The sequence below is a fragment of the Pseudomonas sp. ESBL9 genome (genome assembly GCF_036668715.1).
Lineage (GTDB): Bacteria > Pseudomonadota > Gammaproteobacteria > Pseudomonadales > Pseudomonadaceae > Aquipseudomonas > Aquipseudomonas lundensis.
Window position 1 is genome coordinate 265,946 of sequence record NZ_JAZEVV010000002.1, and the last position, 19,920, is coordinate 285,865.

The following is a 19,920-nucleotide window of genomic DNA, read 5'->3' on the forward strand; positions in this document are numbered from 1 at the left end:
GCTCATCGTGCCCCGTCTTTTTTCGATTTTTATTGCTTTCAGCGCCAGTTTGTTGGTGATTGGCCCTGCTCAAGCGGACGTTAACGTGCTGACCAGCATCAAGCCTTTGCAGCTGATCGCTGCGGCGGTGCAGGACGGCGTCGGTAAGCCAGACGTGTTGCTGCCGCCCAACGCATCGCCGCACAGCTTCGCGCTTCGGCCATCCGACGTACGGCGTGTGCAATCGGCCGACCTGCTGTACTGGATCGGCCCGGACATGGAAGGGTTCCTGCCGCGCGTGCTGACGGGGCGCACGGCTCCGTCGGTCTCGGTACAGACCTTGCCTGGCCTGACGCTGCGCCACTTTACCGAGGACAGCCATTCCCACTCTGAGGATGCTGCCGAACACGATCACGATCATCGCCCTGGTACGCTGGATGCTCACCTGTGGCTGGCGCCTGCGAATGCACGGGTTATCGCAGCCAAAATGGCGGCTGACCTGAGTGAGAAAGACCCGGCCAATGCGGCGACGTATCAGCGCAACCTGAAGGCCTTCAACGAACGCCTGGACGCACTTGATGCGCGGCTCAAGGCGCGTCTGGCAGGCGTGGCCGACAAGCCGTTCTTTGTGTTTCACGAGGGGTACGATTACTTCGAGAGCGCTTACGGCCTCAAGCATGCGGGCGTATTCAGCGTGGCATCGGAAGTCCAGCCGGGCGCTCAGCATGTGGCCGCCATGCGTAAGCAATTGCAGGCAGTGGGCAAAACCTGTGTGTTCAGCGAGCCGCCGCTGCGTCCGCGTCTGGCGCAGACGCTGACGGCCGGGATGCCCGTGACCTTGGCAGAACTGGATGCATTGGGCGGCTACACCCCGGCGACGGCTCAAGGCTATGAGCAGTTGCTGGAGAAACTGGGCAACGACCTGGCGGGTTGTCTGGAAAATTTGTAACTTGGCGCCGCTGAGGGGCGGGCTGCGCTATCACGGTGATCGCAGCCCTGCCCCTCAATCGCACGGCGTGGCCGTGTTTGTTACAGCGCGAACGGCAATTGAATACTGACGTTTTGATGAACGGCCAACAGTCGTTCGAATTCGGCCGGGTCGTGAATCAGTACGTCCTGGCCTGCGAACGTCTGTGCTGCAATCAGGCGCGATAGCCAGAAACGCACACAGGCGACGCGCAGCAGGGTGGGCCATAACTCGGCTTCGCTGGCGGTAAACGGGCGCAATGCTGCGTAGGCACCCAGCAAGGCGCGGGCACGGGGAGCGTCCAGGTGGCCTGCTTCGTCTGCGCACCAGTCGTTCAGTGCAATGGCCACGTCGTACAGCATCGGCCCGGAACAGGCATTGTAGAAGTCGATCAGGCCGGTCAGGTGCGTGCCTTCGAACATCGCGTTGTCGCGGAACAGGTCGCCGTGCAGGTTGGCCCGTGGCAGCGCCAGAATCTGCGATTTGCGTTCGCTGATCTCATCGAGTGCGAGTTGCAGCAGCCGGGCCGCTTCAGCGGTCAGGTCCTTTTTCAGCGCGGGGCCTTCGGCCAGCATCCAGTCCAGACCTCGGTCTGTCTTGCGCTCAAGCACCTTGTCGCGGGTCGCCACATGCAAATGGCCCAGCAGCTCGCCGACTTGTGTGCAGTGCTGAGCATTGGCTTCGCGAATGTGCTTGCCCGCCAGGCGCGGTTGCAGGAGCGCCGGTTTGCCTTTGAGTTCACGTAAGGCCTGGCCGTCCAGCGTGCGCAAAGCGTAGGGCACCGGCAAGTCGGCGTCGTGCAGCACGTCCAGCAATTGAATGAAGAACGGCATTTCGTCTACAGGACCGCGTTCAACCAGGGTCAGAACGTATTCGCCCTTCTCCAGGCTGATGAAGTAATTGGTGTTTTCGCTACCAGCGGCGATCCCCTGGAAGTCGAGCAAACGGCCGAGCCCATAAGGTGCAAGAAAGGTTTCCAGCTCGGGACGAGCCAGTTGCGTGAAAACAGACATGGTTAAAACTGCCAGTACGGGCGCCGCGAGGGTGCGGCGCCGATTAAAGTTAAGACGCTATTTCCATTCGAAAATTTTCCACGATGGAATCAGCATATCCGGCTGGTCGGAACGGATGTAATTGCCTTCTGAACCATCAGCGCGTACCAGAAAGTACGGTTTGCCCCCTTTTGGGGTGACCTTGATGGCGTACAGGAAGCCGTTTTGACGGTATTCCTGGATAGTTTTGTCGCCTTCCGTGCGAATGGTGACTTCCGGATCGGCGGAAGGTGCCTCATCTGCCGCGAAGGTTACCAGCGGAATGGCTGCAATCAAGCCGGTGAGCAACAGGCGATTAAGTGTACGCATGATAACCTTGTCCCTTTGTCGTCATTGGTCCGGACATTCTAGCGCCGGACTCGCGGAAAAGGTTGATCCTGCTCATGAGCCAAGCACCCCTCGTCCTGGTGGACGGTTCTTCATATCTGTACCGCGCTTTCCACGCGCTGCCGCCGCTGACCACGTCCAAGGGCCTGCCGACAGGTGCCGTGAAGGGCGTGTTGAACATGCTGAAAAGTCTGCGCAAGCAGTATCCGGACAGCCCGTTCGCGGTTGTTTTCGATGCCAAGGGCGGGACATTTCGCGATGACATGTACGCCGAATACAAGGCCAACCGACCGAGCATGCCCGATGACATGCGCGTGCAAATCGAGCCCTTGCATGCAAGCGTGATCGCGCTGGGCTTCCCCCTGCTGTGTGTCGAAGGCGTTGAAGCGGACGACGTGATCGGCACCCTGGCGCGCAGCAGCGCCGCCGCAGACCGCCCGGTGGTGATCTCCACCGGCGACAAGGACATGGCGCAACTGGTTGACGGTCACATCACCTTGGTCAACACCATGACCGGCAGTGTGCTGGACGTTGAAGGTGTGAAAGAGAAGTTTGGCGTCTCGCCCGAGCAGATCATTGACTACCTGGCGCTGATGGGTGATTCCTCCGACAACATTCCGGGTGTTCCGGGCATTGGCCCGAAGACGGCGTCTGGCTTGCTGGTTGGCGTGGGCGGCGGTCTGGTCGACTTGTACGAAAAACTCGACATCGTCCCGACGCTGCCCATTCGCGGGGCCAAAAACCTGCCCGCGAAGCTTGAAGAACACCGGGAAATGGCATTTTTGTCGTATCAATTGGCCACGATCAAAATCGATGTGCCGCTGGATATCGGCCTTGAAGACCTGCACCTCAAAGCGCCCGATTGCGAAAAGCTGATCGCGTTGTACACCGAGCTGGAGTTCAAGAGCTGGATCGCTGAAGTCGAGCGCGAAGCCAAGCGGGCGGGTCAGGTGATTGCCCAGGAAGCGCCTGTCGAGAGCGCCGATACCGAGGTGCAGTACGAAACCATCCTCGATCAGGCCCGTTTTGAGGTGTGGCTGAAGAAGTTACAGGACGCCAAACTGATCGCGTTTGATACCGAAACCACCGGTTTGGATGCTCAGCAAGCGCAGTTGGTGGGGCTGTCGTTTGCAGTCAAGCCGGGTGAAGCGGCTTACATTCCGTTGACGCATTCCTACATGGGCGTGCCTGAGCAACTGGACCGTGACACCGTGCTGCGCGCCCTTAAGCCGCTGCTCGAAGACCCGAACAAGGCCAAGGTCGGGCAACATGCCAAATTTGACATGAACATCCTCGCCAACTGCGCGATCGGCGGCGATCCGGCGTGTGGGATCAGTGTGCAAGGCATTGCTTTCGACACCATGCTGGAGTCCTACGTGCTCGACTCCACGGCCACTCGCCACGACATGGACAGCCTGGCGCTCAAGTATCTGGGTCACAGCACCACCAGTTTTCAGGATATTGCCGGCAAAGGGGCCAAGCAGCTGACCTTTGACCAGATCTCGCTGGAACAGGCTGGCCCTTACGCCGCCGAAGACGCCGATGTGACATTGCGTTTGCACAATGTCCTGCATGAAAAACTGCTGGCGATACCGAGCCTTAACAGCGTGCTGACCGACATTGAGATGCCGCTTGTACCGGTATTGGCGCGCATCGAGCGCCAGGGTGCCTTGGTGGACGCCAAGCTGTTGGGTGTGCAGAGCGTTGAACTGGGCGACAAAATGGTCGCGCTGGAGCGTGAGGCGTTTGAAATTGCGGGCGAAGAATTCAATCTCAGCTCCCCTAAGCAATTGGGCGTGATCCTGTACGAAAAGTTGGGCCTGCCCATTATCAGCAAGACGGCCAAAGGTCAGCCTTCAACCGCTGAAGCCGTTCTGGCCGAGTTGGCTGAGCAAGACTTCCCGCTGCCCAAAGTGCTGATGCAGTACCGTTCGATGAGCAAGCTGAAAAGCACCTACACCGATCGCCTGCCTGAACAGATCAACCCGCGTACGGGGCGGATTCACACGTCCTACCACCAGGCGGTCACGGCGACAGGCCGTTTGTCGTCCAGTGATCCGAACCTGCAGAACATCCCGATTCGGACGGCGGAAGGTCGCCGGATTCGTCAGGCATTCGTCGCGCCACCAGGCTACAAATTGCTGGCGGCGGACTACTCGCAAATCGAGCTGCGGATCATGGCGCATCTGGCCAAGGACGAAGGCTTGTTGCATGCCTTCCGCAATAATCTGGACGTACACAGTGCGACCGCGGCGGAAGTGTTCGGGGTTGAGCTGAGCGATGTCACCACGGACCAGCGACGCAGTGCCAAGGCGATCAACTTTGGTTTGATCTACGGGATGAGCGCTTTCGGTCTGGCCAAGCAAATCGGGGTCGACCGCAAGCAGTCGCAGGCGTACATCGACCGTTATTTCGCACGCTACCCCGGCGTACTCGACTACATGGAGCGCACGCGCACGCAGGCGGCTGAGCAAGGGTATGTCGAGACCATTTTCGGCCGTCGCCTGTACTTGCCCGAGATCAATGCGAAGAACCCGGCCTTGCGCAAAGGCGCCGAGCGCACCGCGATCAACGCACCGATGCAGGGCACGGCGGCTGACATCATCAAGAAAGCCATGGTGGCGGTGGATAACTGGTTGAGCGCTTCGGGGCTTGAGGCGCGCGTCATCCTGCAAGTGCACGACGAATTGGTGCTGGAAGTGCGCGAAGACCTGGTGGAACAGGTGAGCGAAGCGCTGCGCGTACACATGAGTGACGCCGCCACGCTGGATGTGCCACTGGTGGTGGAAGTGGGCGTCGGTAATAACTGGGATGAGGCGCACTAAAACGCTGAATTGCCTGCGACTGATCGTCACAGGCAATTTGCCATTAGTTCTGAAGGGAATTTGCTTAGATCAAAGAGTTTTTAGGCGTCTGGAACTAAATCCTCCTTCACCACTCAGATCTGTTGAATGGGTGGTGAAGCCCTTCAATGCTCCTAATGTTGTGTTAAGTGTTGGCAGAATTCTGAACCCCGCCCTAGCGGTTCAGTACTTGAACCCCGAACTTCCCCCTCCCCATACGAAGTCCGGGGTTTTTTTTGCCTGCGATTTGTTACTCGCCCGCGTTTTCTTCGCCTTTGTTCGGCAGTTCCATCCAGTTTGCGAGCACGGTGTACGCCTCTTCCAGGCCCATGCGCTTGGGGGCCGAGAACATTTGGATGGTCACCGCGTCGCCCCAGCCTTTACGGATTTGCGACTGCACTTTCAACAACTCGCCCTTGGCGGCGCCGAAGGTCAGTTTGTCGGCTTTGGTCAGCAAGATGTGCATCGGCATGCCGCTTTGCACCGCCCAGTCGAGCATCAACTTGTCGAAGTCAGTCATGGGATGACGGATATCCATCATCAAAATCAGCCCTTTGAGGCTCTCACGACTGCCCAGGTAGGCTTCCAGGTGGCGCTGCCAGTGGAGTTTCAACGGGATGGGCACTTTGGCGTAGCCGTAACCCGGCAAGTCGACCAGGCGCCGTTCTTCGTCGAGCTGGAAGAAGTTCAGCAGTTGGGTGCGGCCCGGGGTTTTGGAGGTGCGCGCCAGGCTGGCGTGTGTCAGGGTGTTCAGGGCGCTGGATTTACCGGCGTTGGAACGGCCGGCAAAAGCGACTTCAAAGCCTTGATCGTCAGGGCATTGATCGACTTTGGCGGCGCTGAGCATGAATTTAGCCTGTTGGCACAGACCGAGAATGGGGTTCTTGAGTTGCATGGGATTTCCGATGTGAGCGGCGTCAGGAATGGACGCGGCGAGCAGTGTCGTTTCCGTTTCAGTGACGCCAGTATATAATGCCGCAGATTTTGTGTGCGCTTTGTCCCAGCGTAGGATGAAGTACACGGGAGCGATTGACCTAGGTTGCGCATTAGAACGCAGCAAGCTCCCAACCCTGAAAGGTCGTTTTATGACTGCTGGCTGTCGGTGTCTTGATGCCGCGAATAGCGCTCAGGCTACACAGGATCCGGAAGCCGTGTACAACCGCGTTTGTATGACCTGACGTTCTGGCCCGCGCCAACCGACCCGAAACCGGTCGTCGGAAAGCCTGAGACTAGAGGCAAACAGGGTATGAAAACGCTGGTGCAGCACGTGACCCAGGGTTTCAAGGCGATGCCGCCGCGTGGTTTGTGCATGGACTGCAGTGTCGAGGTTTACCGTAATGATCATCGTGTGATGAATGAGTGAGCCCGGCCCATAACTCTTTAACCCTTAGCCGTAGTTGGATTAGCTGATGAACAAATTACTCGTGAGTCTGCTGTTGACCTTGGGCGTCACCGGTGTTGCCCAGGCCGCAGGCACTGCTCTTGTGGGCGATGCTGCTGCCGGTCAGGCAAAAACCGCTGTATGTGGCGCTTGTCACGGTCCCGACGGCAATAGCATGGCGCCAAACTTCCCGAAGCTGGCTGGGCAAGGTGACAAATACCTGCTCAAACAGCTGCACGAAATCAAGGACGGCAAGCGTGAGGTGCTGGAAATGACCGGCATGCTGACCAACCTGAGTGACCAGGACCTTGCAGACATTGCCGCTTATTTCTCCAGCCAGAAGGGCTCTGTCGGCGCGGCTGACGCAAAACTGGTCGAGCGTGGCCAAGCATTGTTCCGTGGTGGGGATGTTGAGAAAGGCCTGCCAGCCTGCACCGGTTGCCACTCGCCAGACGGTCAGGGCAACGCACCCGCCGGGTTCCCGCACCTGGGTGGCCAACATGCCGGCTACATCGAGAAACAACTGACAGCTTTCCGTGAAGGCGACCGTACAAACGACGGCGACACCATGGTCATGCGCAGTATCGCGGCCAAGCTGAGCAACAAGGACATCAAAGCCCTGGCCAGCTACATTCAAGGTCTGCACTAAGGTTTCTGCGGTCGATGAGCCAAGGCGAGAGTCGTTGGCCATGTTAACGATCGTTTAATCCTTGAGTGTGAGTTTAAAAGGGCAGCGTTGGCTGCCCTTTTTTATGGCATCTGCCGTTACACTACCGAACTCAAGACTGCGCGGGCCTGTCTGAATACAGGTCACGTGACAGCGACCTTATTTGTCCAGGAGTAAAGCATGCGTAATCTGATCCTCAGCGCCGCTCTCGTCAGTGCCAGCCTGTTTGGCATGTCGGCCCACGCTGCCGATGTACCGCTCGAAGCGGGTAAAACATACGTTCAGTTGTCTAGTCCTGTTGCGGTCGCTGAGCCTGGCAAGATCGAGGTTGTTGAGTTGTTCTGGTACGGCTGCCCGCATTGCTATTCGTTCGAGCCAGTGATTAACCCATGGGTCGAGAAGCTGCCTGCGGATGTGAATTTTGTGCGTATTCCTGCCATGTTCGGCGGCCCATGGGATGCTCACGGGCAAATGTTCCTGACCCTTGAAGCCATGGGTGTTGAGCATAAAGTGCACAATGCGGTGTTCAACGCCATCCAAAAAGAAGGCAAGCGCCTGGACAAGCCTGATGAAATGGCTGAATTCCTGGCCACTCAAGGCGTAGACAAAGACAAGTTCCTGTCGACCTTCAATTCGTTCGCCATCAAGGGCCAAATCACTAAAGCCAAAGAACTTGCCAAAAAATATGAAATCTCCGGTGTGCCTACCATGATCGTCAACGGCAAGTACCGTTTTGACCTGGGTACTTCAGGTGGCCCTGAGCAAACCTTGAACGTGGCCGATCAGTTGATCGCCAAAGAGCGTGCAGAGGCTGCGAAGTAAGGGGCGCCTTTCCTGTGCGGCGCTGGAAGAATGATCGCATCGTTGGCCTGCATGAGCCGCAGGTCAATGACGACCCTCTGGTAACCCGTGGGTTATCGGATGATCGTCGTTTGCGGCTGCTCAGTTTCAATATTCAGGTCGGCAACAGCACCCAGGGTTATCGTCATTACCTGACCCGCAGTTGGCAGCACGTGTTGCCGCACAAGGGGCGCACTGGCAACCTGGATCGAATCGGCGACCTGCTGAGCGACTTCGATCTGGTTGCGCTGCAAGAGGCGGACGGCGGCAGCCACCGTTCCGGCTACATCAATCAGGTCAAGTACCTGGCCCAGCAGGGCGAATTCCCTTACTGGTATCAACAACTCAATCGCAATCTCGGGCGCCTGGCCCAGCACAGCAACGGGGTGCTCAGCCGTTTGCGCCCTACCGCGATTGAAGACCACCCGCTGCCCGGCCCTGCGGGTCGTGGCGCGATTCTGGTGCGGTTTGGTGAAGGAGCGGACGCTCTGGTCGTCGTCATGATGCACCTGGCGTTGGGCACCAAGACCCGAACCTTGCAACTGGCGTATGTACGCGAGCTGATTGGCGGCTATCAGCACCAAGTGTTGATGGGGGACATGAACACCCATGCCAGTGATCTGTTACATACTTCGCCACTGCGCGATCTAGGCTTACTGGCCCCGCAAATGGAAGCCACCTTCCCCAGTTGGCGTCCGCAGCGTTGCCTTGATCATATTTTGCTCAGTCCAACCCTGACCCTGGAGCGGGTTCAGGTACTGGATCAACCCATTTCAGACCATTTACCGGTCGCGGTTGAAATACGTTTGCCCGGTTCGGTGGGTGTCGACTCACTGCCCGTGTTGAGTCCCCCCGCCAGTGAGCCCCCTGCATGACCGCCGACGACGCCAAGCGCTGGAAAGAGAAGTACCTTAAAAGCATCGAGCACCAAGAAAAACTCGAGCGTCGCTGGAACGCACGGCTCGACTTGCTGCGCCGTGGACTGGTGCGCAGCACGCTGGCCGCCGAAGGTTCTGACCGTACGGTCGATCAGTGCATGAAAGAGATGCGCGAGGCGGTGCGCACGGACGAGATGGACGCGGCGCTGGCAGCCCTTATGCCACGCCTTGAAAAGGCCGTGCTCGACTCCGAGCAGCGCCGTGAAACCCGTGTCGAACAGATCAGTACTGCGCTCAATACGCTGGTCAATCAGTTGCAGGCGCTGCCCCTGCCCAGGGATGTCCGAAAGCCCCTGAAGACCTTTGCCAAGCAGCTCGACAGCCGCGTGACACAGGCGCGTGAGATTCCGCTGCTTTTGGGCGAACTAAGTGCCTTGCAGGGGCAGGCGCTTGCGCCTCAACTCAACGATGCAGAGCCGCAGAAGCCGGGCTTGCTGCAACGTTTGTTTGGCAGCGCAGACGCGCAAAAGGCTGCGCCGGAGTTCGAAACCTCGAGCCCGCAGCCCATCAACGCAGACCCGGTGGCCGTCAGTGCTGAACCGTTTGCAGTGCAGCCCGCGCCGGCTGTCGAGCCTGCGCCTGTGCCGCAACCCGATGTGGAAGTCGCGGAGGTACCGCAACAGGCGCCCGAGGCGCTTCAACCCTCGCCCATTGAAGTCGAAATCCTGTCGCTGCCACCCCTTGAGCCTGTTGCGCAGGCCGCAGCGGTGGAGGTGCCTGATGCTATCGAAACCGATGCAGATGAGGGCTCGAGTGGCGCGCTGGAGTCGGTGCTCGCCCAGGCCGAAGCTGAGCGGGTCGAGGCCGGGGTGTCGCCCGTTTCTGAATCGCTGGCCCCCGACCCTGATGCGCTTGAACCGCTCAGTGCCGAAGAAGACCCGGTTTACGCACTGCCCGACACGCCCGAGCCGTCCTATAGCTCGGTCGCTTCGCACATTGAATCGACCCTGCTGGGCTTGTTGAGCGATCTTTCGTTGCCGGAGCATCATCGCCCGCAAGCCGAGGCGATGCGCAGCCGTCTCGAAAAAGGTCTGAACTGGTACGAATTACTGCCGATCCTCGACGATCTTGCCGTGTTGATGTTGGCCATCACGGACAGCGGTCAACATGAGTTCGAGGCTTACCTCAAGCAGCTCAACGAGCGCTTGGAGTCCTTTCAAGGCAATCTCCAGGCGGCGAGTGCGGGCCATGCTGAAGGCCGTACCGCAGCCGATGACATGCACACCCAACTGCGCGAACACGTCGACGATCTGCAGAGCAGCGTGCAAGACGCCGCGGACCTCAACAGCCTTAAACACATCCTCGAAAGCCGCTTGGAGGCGTTGCTGGGCACCATGGACCAGCATCAGCAACAGCGCGATGCCCGCGAACAGGAAGTTGCCACGCACCTGCAAGGCTTGGCCGAGCGGGTGGCGCATATGGAGCAGGAAGCCCAAGGCTACCGCGAGCACCTTGAAGAGCAGCGGCAAAAGGCCCTGATTGATCCGTTAACCGGCTTGCCCAACCGGGCGGCGTGGGGCGAGCGATTGGCCCACGAGGTCGAACAATGGCAACAACACGGCAACATGCTGCTGGTGGCCATGCTCGATCTGGATCATTTCAAACGCATCAACGATGGCTATGGTCATCTGGCGGGCGACAAAGTCTTGAAGATCATCGCCACTCAGTTGCGCAAGCGCCTGCGCCCTAACGACTTTATTGCGCGTTTTGGGGGGGAAGAGTTCGTCATGCTGATGCCCGCGACGAGCATGGCGGTGGGTATGCAACTGGCCAACACGCTGCGGGCTGCCATCGAGGCGTGCCCGTTTCACTTTAAGGGCGAGCCTGTGACCGTCACGGTTTCGATCGGCCTGGCCGCGTTCAAGTCCGGCGAGCGCAGCGATCAGGTCCTCAAGCGCGCGGATCAAGCGCTGTACCGCGCCAAAGCGGCAGGCCGCAACACCATTGAACAGGGTTAAACGCCAGCCTTACGTTATGCTGTTGCCTGTCTGCCCTTACGCTAAAACCTAAACCATGAAAGTAATCACCCTGATTTTGTCTGCCCTGCTGCTGGCCGGTTGTGCCAGCGGGCCGCGCATGGACACCAGCCATCCTTCGGTCAACTACGACAGCCGTGTGCAATTCATCGTGCTGCATTACACATCGACCTCGCTGGAGCGCTCGCTTGCGTTGCTCACCCACGGTCCTGTGAGCAGCCATTACCTGATTGGCGATACCCCGCCGACCCTCTACAAACTGGTGGATGAAAACCAGCGCGCCTGGCACGCCGGCGAAAGCCAATGGAAAGGCCGCACCTGGCTCAATTCCAGCTCCATCGGCATCGAAATCGTCAACAAGGGCTTTCGCGACACGCCTCAAGGTCGGGTCTGGTACCCGTATACCGAAGGTCAGATCCAGACCCTGATCGCCCTGCTCAAGGACATTTCCACGCGCTACAAAATCGACCCGCAGAACATCATCGGTCACAGCGATATTGCGCCGACGCGCAAGCTCGACCCCGGCCCGCTGTTCCCCTGGAAACGTCTGGCAGACGCAGGTTTCGGCGTCTGGCCCAATGCCCAGGCGGTTGCCCGCGCTCAGGCTGTGTATGACCGACAGCTGCCGAGCATCACCTGGTTTCAGCAACAATTGGCCCTGTTCGGCTATGAAACACCGCAAACAGGTGAACTGGACGTCGCGACGCGACACGTTTTGGCCGCGTTCCAGATGCGTTTCCGCCCTTCTCGCTTTGACGGCCTCCCGGACGCGGAAACGGCAGCTATGTTAAATGTGCTGAACACCACTCAATAGGATCAGGAGCAGGGATTGGCCTCAGGACGTTTGACGCTGCGGACTTTTACCAACAGCCTGCGCAATGCTCTTTATCGTCCATGGTCGCTGGCCATACTGGCGACCTTGCTCAGTGCCAGCCTGTTGCTGGCGCTGAGCGTACCGATTGCCATGCATCAGGTTCAGATGCGCGAGCGCGAGCAAATGAGCGTGCATGGCGAACGGTTGCTTGAGCGTCTTGAGCAACTGTTCAACCAACTGCGCAAAGGGTTGGATGATTTGAACAATCAGCCGCTGCGCGATTGCGGCCCCTCGATGATTGACCAGTTGCAGCAGGTCAGTTTTCAGTACCGCTTCATTTATGAAGCCATTTTCTATGATGGTTCCCAGATCTGCTCCAACTGGCCTGCGCGTCTGAGTCTGACCCCTTCACCCGGCCGCGAGCCCGACATAAAAGGCCCGGTCTATCGTTACTGGCTGACCAGCCCCAATGAACCGGACGACAATCTCGCCGGGTTGATGCTGGGTCGCGGCGATTTTGAAGTCACCACTTCTCGCGGGCATTTGAGCGACGCGGTGGATTTGCCCCCCGGTGGCAGTCTGTTGGTGGTGGTCGACGAGGGCAAACGGGCGCTTCCTGTGTTGGGGCAGGCTCAGGACTGGCCGCCCAGTGCAGGCTGGCCACCGGACGACGGCGAAGTGGTGGTCACCGATTACCGCATGTTGTACCGCTTGCCCACGGACAGTTCCGACTATCAATTGGTGTTGAGCCTGCCGCGTGCCGAGGCCAAGGCGTATCTGGCAGAGCTGTGGTGGATGCTCCCCGGCAGCCTGCTGATTGCGCTGTGCATGGGGGCGCTGGTGTTGCACTTGGCCCGTCAGCGTCAGTCACTGGGCGGCGAGTTGCAGGGCGCCCTGCGGCGGGGCGAATTCAAGGTGCGTTACCAACCGATTGTCGACCTCAACACCCGCCAGTTTGTAGGGGCTGAAGCGTTGATTCGCTGGCGACATGCAGATGGCACCATGACCAGTCCGGAGTTGTTCATTCCCTTGGCAGAAAGCACAGGGCAGATTCGTAAACTGACCGATTTCGTCTTGGAGCGCACCCTGGAGCAATTGGGGCCGGTGTTGCGCGCCAATCCGCAGCTGTATGTCTCAATTAATCTGTCTGCGTGTGACGTGATGGAGCCGCGCATTGGCAAGGTGGTGGCGCGTCTGTTGGCCATTCACGAGGTGGCGGCCAGCCAGATCGCGTTTGAAGTCACCGAGCGCGGCATGATCGATGTCGAAGTCGCGCGCCTCAAGCTTCAAGCCTTGCGCGACAAGGGGCATTCGATCCTGATTGATGACTTTGGCACCGGCTACAGCAGCCTGGCGTACCTGCAAACCTTGCCCGTGGACTGCCTGAAAATCGACAAGGCATTCATTGATGCGCTGGGCTATGACGCGGCCAGCAGCGGCGTGGCGCCACACATCATCCGCATGGCTCACGCCCTGAACCTCAAGGTGATCGCTGAAGGCATCGAGCATGACTATCAGGTTGAATTGTTGCGCAGCGAGGGCGTGGTCTATGGGCAAGGCTGGCTGTTTGAGAAACCGCTGAATGCGCACCAGTTCCGGGAGCGCATCACCGGTGGCCGACGGCTCGGCCCACGTCGTGCTGACGACGACGTGTAAGCCGCGCCTATAACGGCAGCGCCATATAGAACTGGGTGCCTTGGCCAGGACGCGAGTAGACGCCGATGCGCCCGCCGTGCAACTGCACAATCTCCTTGCACAACGCCAGCCCCAACCCTGCGCCGCCTTTTTTACGGCCTACTTGCACGAAGGGCTCGAAAATACGGCCTTGCTGGCTGTAGGCGATGCCTTCGCCATTGTCTTCGACGCTGATAATCACCCGCTCTCCATGGCGCCGCGCTTGCAGGCGGATTTGCCCGCCAATAGGGGTATGGCGCAAGGCGTTGTCTATCAGGTTGTCCAGCACGCGTTCCAATTGCGCCTGATCGGCATTGAGGCGCGGTAGTGGCGACTGCAGGTCGATCACAAACTCGACATCTTTGGCGTTGGCCCGGTCAGCAAATCGGGCTTGCGCCTGCTCCAGCATTTCCTGAAGGTCGCACGGTGCCAAGGTGAGTTTTTGCATGCCGTTCTGATAGCGGGAGAAGTTCAGCAGATCGTTTATAAGCTGCATCAGCCGCTGCATTTCTTCGTTGACCGTGTTCAGCAAGTCCGCTTCACGTGATTGCGCATCGAAATGCGCACGCTCCAGAAACAAACCGAACGCCATGTGCATGCCGGTCACCGGGGTCCGTAGCTCGTGAGAGGCCCGCAACACAAACTCGCTGCGAACCCGCTCGAACGCCCGCTGCTCGGTCACATCATGCAGCACCATCACCGCGCCCAGGATCGGGCCTTTGGGCTGGCTGACCGGGGTCAGGCTGTACGTCAGCAGGCGTGTCTCACCCTCGATGTCGACGCTCAGGTCTTCCGGCAAGCGTTCCAGGCTGCCGCCGCGTAATACGGTCAACAGCTGTTGATCCAGCTCCGGACGCTGCAAGGCTTCGCCCAGCGGCTGGCCCAGACGGCCTTCGTCCCAGCCTAGCTGACGCTGAGCGACGGGGTTCAGGTGTTCCAGACGGCCCTCTTGATCGATCATCAACAACCCGTCGTCAATGCTGTCGAGCACTGCCTGTAGCCGTTGTTGCCCGGCCAACAGCTCATCGACGTTGGTTGCCTGATGCTGGCGCAAGGCTTCGGCCATGATGCCGAAACGCCGCGTCAGCAGGTTCATCTCGGTGGCGGAAGACAGCGGCAAAACCACTTCGAAATTGCCTTTACCGATGTTGTCGGCTGCTTTGGCCAGCGCCTCGATGGGCGCGCCAAAACGTCGGGCGATCCCGTGGGCGGTAATAAAGCCGATGATCAGCACCGCAACGCCCACTAGCCCCAGCACCGTGGCGATTACCATGGCCCGTTCACGCGCCTGAGCCTGTGCGGTGTTAATGGTTTCGAGCGCCTTGCGGTGTTCGTCAATCAGACCGTTGCGCAAGGCATTAAAGCGTGCGGTGAGTTCATTGTCGTTACTGAGATTAATGCCCCGGTGGTGCGTCTGATTAAACGCCTTGAGGAAGCTCACGTAATCGGTTCGCGCTTTGGCAAACCCGCTCGGCAAGTCATGCTTGCGCTCGTGCTCAATGCCCTCGTCGAGCAATTTCAAGTACTTTTGGGACGAGGTTATAAGGGCTTCGGTATCGGGCTCGTTGTGCAGCATCAGGATCAGTTGATCCCCCAGGGTCTGACGCAGCTTGAGGCCCAGATCGAGGGTGATGAAGTTATTGCGGATTAACGCTTCCTGGGTTTTAGCCATTTGCATCACGCCGAACACGCCGAGCACCAACCCCATCAGCGCCACGGTAATCAGCGCTGAAATGCTCAAAAAAAGGCGTGTTCGAAGCTTGATAGCGAGTTTCATCGAAGATTACTCACAGGTTGTACTGCTTACGTTTGCGATACAGCGTTGAGGCGTCAATGCCGAGGGTTTTGGCGGCTTGATCGAGGGTGTCGCTGGTGGCCAGTACCGCGCCGATGTGCGCTTTCTCCAGCTGGTCGAGGCTTAATGCCGCCCCGATACGCGGGGCGTTTGGCGTGGTTTGCTCGGCCATGCCCAAGTGGCTGACGTCAACGACTTCCTGTGGGCAAATGATGCTGGCGCGTTCTACTACGTTGCGCAGTTCGCGGATATTGCCGGGCCATCGATAATTGGCCAGTGCCTGACGGGCTTCTTCGCTGAAGCCGCGGGCGGGGCGTGCGTACTCTTTGACGAAACGCGCCAGAAAGCGGTCGGCCAGGGTCAGGATGTCTTCGCTACGCTCGCGCAAGGGTGGCAAGTGCAACGTGATGACGTTCAGGCGATAGAGCAAGTCTTCGCGGAAGCGGCCATCGCGCACCATGTCTTCAAGGTTAAGGTTGGTGGCGGCCAGAATACGCACGTCAGCACGGCGTGTGACCGGGTCACCGACGCGCTCATATTCTTTGTCTTGAATGAAGCGCAGCAGTTTTGGCTGTAACGCCAGTGGGAAGTCGCCGATTTCATCGAGGAACAATGTCCCGCCGTCGGCCTGATTGACGCGGCCCAGAGTGCTTTCGCTGGCGCCGGTGAACGCGCCTTTGGTGTGGCCGAACAACTCGCTTTCCATCAACTCGGCCGTTAATGAGGGGCAGTTAATGGTGACGCAGGACTTCTTCGCCCGTTTGCTCCAGCCATGGATGGCACGCGCCAGTTCCCCTTTACCGGTGCCCGACTCGCCCAGAATCAGGATGTTGGCGTCGGTGCTGGCCACCTGGCGCGCGGTCTCCAGGACCACCATCATCGCCGGGCTGTGGGAGTCCAGGCCATCTTTAGGCTTGCGCACTTCCCCTTCCAGCGCCTCAAGGCGCGCCGACAACTGACGCACTTCCAACTGTTTGGCCGTGGCCAGTCGCAGTTGATCCGGGCTGCATGGCTTGACCAGATAATCTGCCGCGCCTGCCTGAATGGCGTCGACCGCGGTGTCTACAGCGGAATGCGCGGTGACGATAACCACGCGCATCCAGGGGGCTTGAACGCGCATTTGGGCCAGCACATCCAGGCCGTTGTCTTCGCCCAGGCGCAGGTCCAGAAAGCACAAATCGAACACTTGGCGTTGCAGCAGGGCTTCGGCCTGGGCGGCACTGTTGGCCGTGGCCACGGTGTACCCCTCGTCTTCGAGGCAGTAGCGGAATGTACGCAGGATGGCGGACTCATCGTCGACCAGCAGAATGCGGCCTTGGTGCTCTTTGGCTGACTCCATTTCCTACGTTCCTTAGTGAGTGATGTTGGTTAGTGTCGGAATCATCGGGCAAGTTGCATGATTTTTCACGAATGATTCAGAGGCTAGCAGGGTAGCCACTTGCCTGCATGCTGTAACCCACTGATTTAACGTGATTTTCAGCTCCGGCGCCGGTCATCCCTTCTCACTAAAACAATTGCATTGTGCCATCCCTTCCCGGCCTGAGTGGAACTCGGCCTCAGTCCGTCGTGCAGAACGCCCGACCCAACCTCCGTGCATCGTGCAGGATGCTCGCTAGCGCATTTTGTTATTATTTATAAGTCGTTGATTTATAAGGGTTTTATGGTTGTTAAAAAGTTGGCATGCCGCCTGCAATAACTCCTGTAACGCAGTCTTGCAGCGGTTAACGCTGGCGGACTCAACCCAACAATGACCACCGAGTGGCAGGAGTCTGAGCATGAATCGTCTAGGTCTATCCCGCATTCGCGTTTCTTCGCTTCAGCTTCAGCAAGGCCTGTTCGCCAGCTTGGCGCTTCTGGTCACGTTGATCGGTGGTCAGCAGCTCGTTCGTTTTGAGCAGGTTTCACCACCTGCACAAACAGTTTTGCACCAACCCGCTCAGCAGACGCACTTCAGTGCGATCGGCTCGAGCGCCGAGGTGATCGCCGGCTACGCCCTGACGGCAGCCGATGAGACGCAAATCGCAAATACTGAAGTGCCGCCGGAACGTTGGGTGTTTTAAGTGTTCACAACCTTGAGACCCTTGCGGGCTTGAGGGGCTGCATTGATACAGACACGCTTTCCCACAGTAATAAGGAGAATCACCATGTTGAGTTGGGCAATTACCTTTCTGATTATCGCCATCATCGCAGCCGTTCTGGGCTTTGGTGGTATCGCTGGCACCGCCACGGGTATCGCCAAGATTCTCTTTGTCGTGTTCCTGGTGATGTTCGTCGTGTCCTTCATCTTTGGTCGCCGCGGTCGAGGGTAACCATGTTTAGCCGATCCTTTAAGGCAATGGCCGCTGCCCTGCTCATGGGCAGCAGCGCCATGGTCATGGCCGCCAACGATGGCCAGACCCGTGCCAACGAACTGTTAAATGACCCTGCTTACCGCGATGCATGGCAAAAGGTCGTTAAAAAGGAAGAGCGACTGCCGGAATGGGTGATGAACCTGTCGGGCAGTGCCGAGCAGATGAATGCGGTGACTGAAGACGGCGATGCTTACTTGGTCGGCCCGCTTTGCGAAACCGCGCAAACCTGCTTAAACAAGCGTCTTATTGTGGCGGTCAGCCTCGACAAGAAAGACGCTTACGCCATGTTGGTTGAAGTCCCGGCGGGTTTGCCGGCAGACAAGTCGCCGACGCGTCATGCCGATTATCGATTCTTGGGTCAGCCTGATGTCGGTATGCAAGCACTGCTTAAAGAACAATTGAAGAAAGACCCTAACTGGTACTAACCCGTTGGGCAGTTTCTTCAGCTGTTGATCAGTGAAAAAACCAAGGTCATACCTTGGTTTTTTTTCGTCTGAAAAATCTCTTTCTTATGCGTAAAACCTTCTCACGGCTCATTTTTTTCAAAACACATGTGGCTGAGGCGCCTTTGCGAACGTCGACCTTTTATCGACTAATAGCAAAATGATCACTTCTCTATAACCGATTTATGTTGTCGGATATTTCTGAGGTCAGAACGTATTTTTGCTCGCCTCGCGGTGACAAAAAGACCTTGAAACAGCCGGTATGCGGCGGTTATGTCGTCTATTCTCTGTCTTTACGGCTCCATGCGTTTAAGGTCTTGTCGGACAATATCCATGCCGATTCGGCATAGGGTAGGCGTTTACGGCATTAGACGGCTTCCCCTTGCATGGGAATAGTTGCGCCTTTTTTCGCCTGCCGAAGAGCCTGATCGGCTCGATTTGGGCGACCTTCTACGGGGGGAGAGGTTTTGGATTTATGCGCCTCGCGGCGCTCTAGTCTGAGCCTCTTCCCGAGTCCACTTGAAGTAAGGGTAATGACATGAAGAAGGCAAAACTGAGCCTCGCCTGGCAGATCCTCATCGGTCTGGTCCTGGGTATTGCAATCGGCGCGCTGCTTAACCATTTCAGTGCTGAAAAGGCCTGGTGGATCAGCAACGTCTTGCAACCCGCTGGCGATATCTTTATCCGTCTGATCAAGATGATCGTAATCCCAATCGTGATTTCTTCACTGGTTGTCGGGATTGCAGGCGTGGGGGATGCGAAGAAACTCGGTCGCATCGGGCTTAAAACCATCATTTACTTCGAGGTGGTGACCACCATCGCGATCGTGGTCGGCCTGCTACTGGCCAACCTGTTCCACCCGGGCGCCGGCATCGACATGAGCACCCTGGGCACGGTCGATATCTCCAAATATCAAGCGACGGCCGCAGAAGTTCAGCACGAACATGCGTTCATCGAAACCATCCTCAACCTGATCCCATCGAACATTTTCGCGGCCATGGCTCGCGGTGAAATGCTGCCGATCATCTTCTTCTCGGTGCTGTTCGGTCTTGGTTTGTCGAGCCTGAACGCCGAGCTGCGCGACCCGCTGGTGAAAACCTTCCAGGGCGTGTCCGAGTCGATGTTCAAAGTGACTCACATGATCATGAACTACGCGCCAATCGGTGTGTTTGCGCTGATCGCCGTGACCGTCGCCAACTTCGGTTTTGCCTCGCTGCTGCCATTGGCCAAGCTGGTGGTGCTGGTGTACGCCGCCATCCTGTTCTTCGGCTTCGTGGTACTGGGCCTGATTGCCAAGATGTTTGGTTTCTCCGTCATCAAGCTGATGCGCATCTTCAAGGATGAGCTGGTACTGGCTTACTCCACCGCCAGCTCGGAAACCGTGCTGCCGCGTGTGATCGAGAAAATGGAAGCCTACGGTTGCCCGAAAGCGATCTGCAGCTTCGTGGTGCCAACCGGTTACTCGTTCAACCTCGACGGTTCGACCCTGTACCAGAGCATCGCGGCGATCTTCATTGCCCAGCTGTACGGCATTGACCTGTCGATCAGCCAGCAACTGCTGCTGGTCCTGACCCTGATGGTGACCTCCAAAGGCATCGCCGGTGTGCCGGGCGTGTCCTTCGTGGTGCTACTGGCGACACTGGGCAGCGTCGGTATCCCGCTCGAAGGTCTGGCCTTCATCGCCGGTGTTGACCGCATCATGGACATGGCCCGTACGGCCCTGAACGTGATCGGTAACGCCCTGGCGGTACTGGTGATCTCGCGTTGGGAAGGCATGTACGACGATGCCAAGGGCCAGCGCTACTGGAACTCGCTGCCGCACTGGCGCAGCAAGCAAGCCCTGCCAAAAGGCGAATAATCGCCCCGCGCATGC

The 19,920-nt window shown here is 58.2% G+C and carries 17 protein-coding genes and 1 pseudogene; 13 read left to right on the forward strand and 5 right to left on the reverse strand.

The window, feature by feature from the left end:
* The first annotated feature begins 7 nt into the window (after window positions 1–7).
* Complete coding sequence (locus tag V6F78_RS07725) at window positions 8–928, forward strand: zinc ABC transporter substrate-binding protein (RefSeq protein ID WP_047279542.1); 921 nt, start codon at window positions 8–10, stop codon at window positions 926–928.
* Window positions 929–1,008: 80 nt separating this feature from the next.
* Here V6F78_RS07725 and V6F78_RS07730 read toward each other — a convergent pair whose 3' ends face one another.
* Both V6F78_RS07730 and V6F78_RS07735 read right to left on the reverse strand, forming a co-directional pair.
* The gene (locus V6F78_RS07730; RefSeq protein ID WP_094990160.1) at window positions 1,009–1,959 is read right to left on the reverse strand and encodes a homoserine kinase; all 951 of its coding nucleotides are present in this window, start codon (window positions 1,957–1,959) and stop codon (window positions 1,009–1,011) included.
* 57 nt (window positions 1,960–2,016) lie between these two features.
* Window positions 2,017–2,307, reverse strand: coding sequence for a DUF2782 domain-containing protein (locus V6F78_RS07735; protein WP_047278657.1), 291 nt, complete (start codon window positions 2,305–2,307; stop codon window positions 2,017–2,019).
* A gap of 74 nt (window positions 2,308–2,381) precedes the next feature.
* On the opposite strand from V6F78_RS07735, the gene polA reads away from it, so the two are divergent.
* Window positions 2,382–5,150 carry a DNA polymerase I gene (gene polA / locus V6F78_RS07740; protein ID WP_047296318.1) on the forward strand — a complete coding sequence of 923 codons (2,769 nt, stop codon included), beginning with the start codon at window positions 2,382–2,384 and terminating at the stop codon, window positions 5,148–5,150.
* A gap of 268 nt (window positions 5,151–5,418) precedes the next feature.
* On the opposite strand, the gene yihA is transcribed toward polA, so the two are convergent.
* A complete protein-coding gene (gene yihA / locus V6F78_RS07745; protein WP_169858407.1) occupies window positions 5,419–6,063 on the reverse strand; it encodes a ribosome biogenesis GTP-binding protein YihA/YsxC in 645 nt (214 codons plus the stop codon).
* A 215-nt stretch (window positions 6,064–6,278) separates the two neighbouring features.
* Between yihA and V6F78_RS07750 the strand changes: the two are divergent.
* The 7 genes and pseudogenes from V6F78_RS07750 (at window position 6,279) to V6F78_RS07780 (ending at window position 13,440) form a co-directional block, all read left to right on the forward strand.
* Window positions 6,279–6,531 (forward strand): annotated as a pseudogene (locus V6F78_RS07750) (c-type cytochrome).
* Window positions 6,532–6,577: 46 nt separating this feature from the next.
* Window positions 6,578–7,198 (forward strand): c-type cytochrome, encoded by a 621-nt coding sequence (locus tag V6F78_RS07755; RefSeq protein ID WP_047296315.1) that lies wholly within the window; start codon window positions 6,578–6,580, stop codon window positions 7,196–7,198.
* 198 nt (window positions 7,199–7,396) lie between these two features.
* The gene (locus V6F78_RS07760) at window positions 7,397–8,038 is read left to right on the forward strand and encodes a thiol:disulfide interchange protein DsbA/DsbL (protein WP_047296314.1); all 642 of its coding nucleotides are present in this window, start codon (window positions 7,397–7,399) and stop codon (window positions 8,036–8,038) included.
* Between the two features lie 14 nt (window positions 8,039–8,052).
* The gene (locus tag V6F78_RS07765) at window positions 8,053–8,931 is read left to right on the forward strand and encodes an endonuclease/exonuclease/phosphatase family protein (RefSeq protein ID WP_048375127.1); all 879 of its coding nucleotides are present in this window, start codon (window positions 8,053–8,055) and stop codon (window positions 8,929–8,931) included.
* Window positions 8,928–10,952, forward strand: a complete 2,025-nt coding sequence (locus tag V6F78_RS07770; RefSeq protein ID WP_332726932.1) for a diguanylate cyclase — start codon at window positions 8,928–8,930, stop codon at window positions 10,950–10,952. Before V6F78_RS07765 ends, V6F78_RS07770 begins: the two co-directional genes overlap by 4 nt.
* Before the next feature lie 55 nt (window positions 10,953–11,007).
* Complete coding sequence (locus V6F78_RS07775) at window positions 11,008–11,784, forward strand: N-acetylmuramoyl-L-alanine amidase (RefSeq protein WP_332726933.1); 777 nt, start codon at window positions 11,008–11,010, stop codon at window positions 11,782–11,784.
* Window positions 11,785–11,799: 15 nt separating this feature from the next.
* A complete protein-coding gene (locus tag V6F78_RS07780; protein WP_332726934.1) occupies window positions 11,800–13,440 on the forward strand; it encodes an EAL domain-containing protein in 1,641 nt (546 codons plus the stop codon).
* Between the two features lie 7 nt (window positions 13,441–13,447).
* Here V6F78_RS07780 and V6F78_RS07785 read toward each other — a convergent pair whose 3' ends face one another.
* Together V6F78_RS07785 and algB are read right to left on the reverse strand one after the other, a co-directional pair.
* Window positions 13,448–15,235 carry an ATP-binding protein gene (locus V6F78_RS07785; protein ID WP_070414043.1) on the reverse strand — a complete coding sequence of 596 codons (1,788 nt, stop codon included), beginning with the start codon at window positions 15,233–15,235 and terminating at the stop codon, window positions 13,448–13,450.
* A 10-nt stretch (window positions 15,236–15,245) separates the two neighbouring features.
* A complete protein-coding gene (gene algB, locus V6F78_RS07790) occupies window positions 15,246–16,592 on the reverse strand; it encodes a sigma-54-dependent response regulator transcription factor AlgB (protein ID WP_047296261.1) in 1,347 nt (448 codons plus the stop codon).
* A 436-nt stretch (window positions 16,593–17,028) separates the two neighbouring features.
* Here algB and V6F78_RS07795 point away from each other — a divergent pair, with 436 nt between their 5' ends.
* From V6F78_RS07795 to gltP, 4 genes are all read left to right on the forward strand, one after another.
* On the forward strand, window positions 17,029–17,313 hold the full coding sequence (locus V6F78_RS07795; RefSeq protein WP_047296259.1) for a hypothetical protein: 285 nt from the start codon (window positions 17,029–17,031) through the stop codon (window positions 17,311–17,313).
* A gap of 84 nt (window positions 17,314–17,397) precedes the next feature.
* Window positions 17,398–17,562 (forward strand): DUF1328 domain-containing protein, encoded by a 165-nt coding sequence (locus V6F78_RS07800; protein WP_019828122.1) that lies wholly within the window; start codon window positions 17,398–17,400, stop codon window positions 17,560–17,562.
* Between the two features lie 2 nt (window positions 17,563–17,564).
* Complete coding sequence (locus tag V6F78_RS07805) at window positions 17,565–18,029, forward strand: inhibitor of vertebrate lysozyme family protein (protein WP_047278632.1); 465 nt, start codon at window positions 17,565–17,567, stop codon at window positions 18,027–18,029.
* A 556-nt stretch (window positions 18,030–18,585) separates the two neighbouring features.
* Window positions 18,586–19,905, forward strand: coding sequence for a glutamate/aspartate:proton symporter GltP (gene gltP, locus V6F78_RS07810; RefSeq protein ID WP_047278630.1), 1,320 nt, complete (start codon window positions 18,586–18,588; stop codon window positions 19,903–19,905).
* Window positions 19,906–19,920 lie beyond the last annotated feature (15 nt).

What these genes read in the sequence shown, in the direction of transcription:
- V6F78_RS07735 (WP_047278657.1), bottom strand. Translation starts at nt 2,307, where the DNA reads ATGCGTACACTTAATCGCCTGTTGCTCACCGGCTTGATTGCAGCCATT.
- yihA (WP_169858407.1), bottom strand. Translation starts at nt 6,063, where the DNA reads ATGCAACTCAAGAACCCCATTCTCGGTCTGTGCCAACAGGCTAAATTC.
- V6F78_RS07730 (WP_094990160.1), bottom strand. Translation starts at nt 1,959, where the DNA reads ATGTCTGTTTTCACGCAACTGGCTCGTCCCGAGCTGGAAACCTTTCTT.
- gltP (WP_047278630.1), top strand. Translation starts at nt 18,586, where the DNA reads ATGAAGAAGGCAAAACTGAGCCTCGCCTGGCAGATCCTCATCGGTCTG.
- V6F78_RS07800 (WP_019828122.1), top strand. Translation starts at nt 17,398, where the DNA reads ATGTTGAGTTGGGCAATTACCTTTCTGATTATCGCCATCATCGCAGCC.
- polA (WP_047296318.1), top strand. Translation starts at nt 2,382, where the DNA reads ATGAGCCAAGCACCCCTCGTCCTGGTGGACGGTTCTTCATATCTGTAC.
- V6F78_RS07785 (WP_070414043.1), bottom strand. Translation starts at nt 15,235, where the DNA reads ATGAAACTCGCTATCAAGCTTCGAACACGCCTTTTTTTGAGCATTTCA.
- algB (WP_047296261.1), bottom strand. Translation starts at nt 16,592, where the DNA reads ATGGAGTCAGCCAAAGAGCACCAAGGCCGCATTCTGCTGGTCGACGAT.
- V6F78_RS07775 (WP_332726933.1), top strand. Translation starts at nt 11,008, where the DNA reads ATGAAAGTAATCACCCTGATTTTGTCTGCCCTGCTGCTGGCCGGTTGT.
- V6F78_RS07795 (WP_047296259.1), top strand. Translation starts at nt 17,029, where the DNA reads ATGAATCGTCTAGGTCTATCCCGCATTCGCGTTTCTTCGCTTCAGCTT.
- V6F78_RS07770 (WP_332726932.1), top strand. Translation starts at nt 8,928, where the DNA reads ATGACCGCCGACGACGCCAAGCGCTGGAAAGAGAAGTACCTTAAAAGC.
- V6F78_RS07755 (WP_047296315.1), top strand. Translation starts at nt 6,578, where the DNA reads ATGAACAAATTACTCGTGAGTCTGCTGTTGACCTTGGGCGTCACCGGT.
- V6F78_RS07805 (WP_047278632.1), top strand. Translation starts at nt 17,565, where the DNA reads ATGTTTAGCCGATCCTTTAAGGCAATGGCCGCTGCCCTGCTCATGGGC.
- V6F78_RS07760 (WP_047296314.1), top strand. Translation starts at nt 7,397, where the DNA reads ATGCGTAATCTGATCCTCAGCGCCGCTCTCGTCAGTGCCAGCCTGTTT.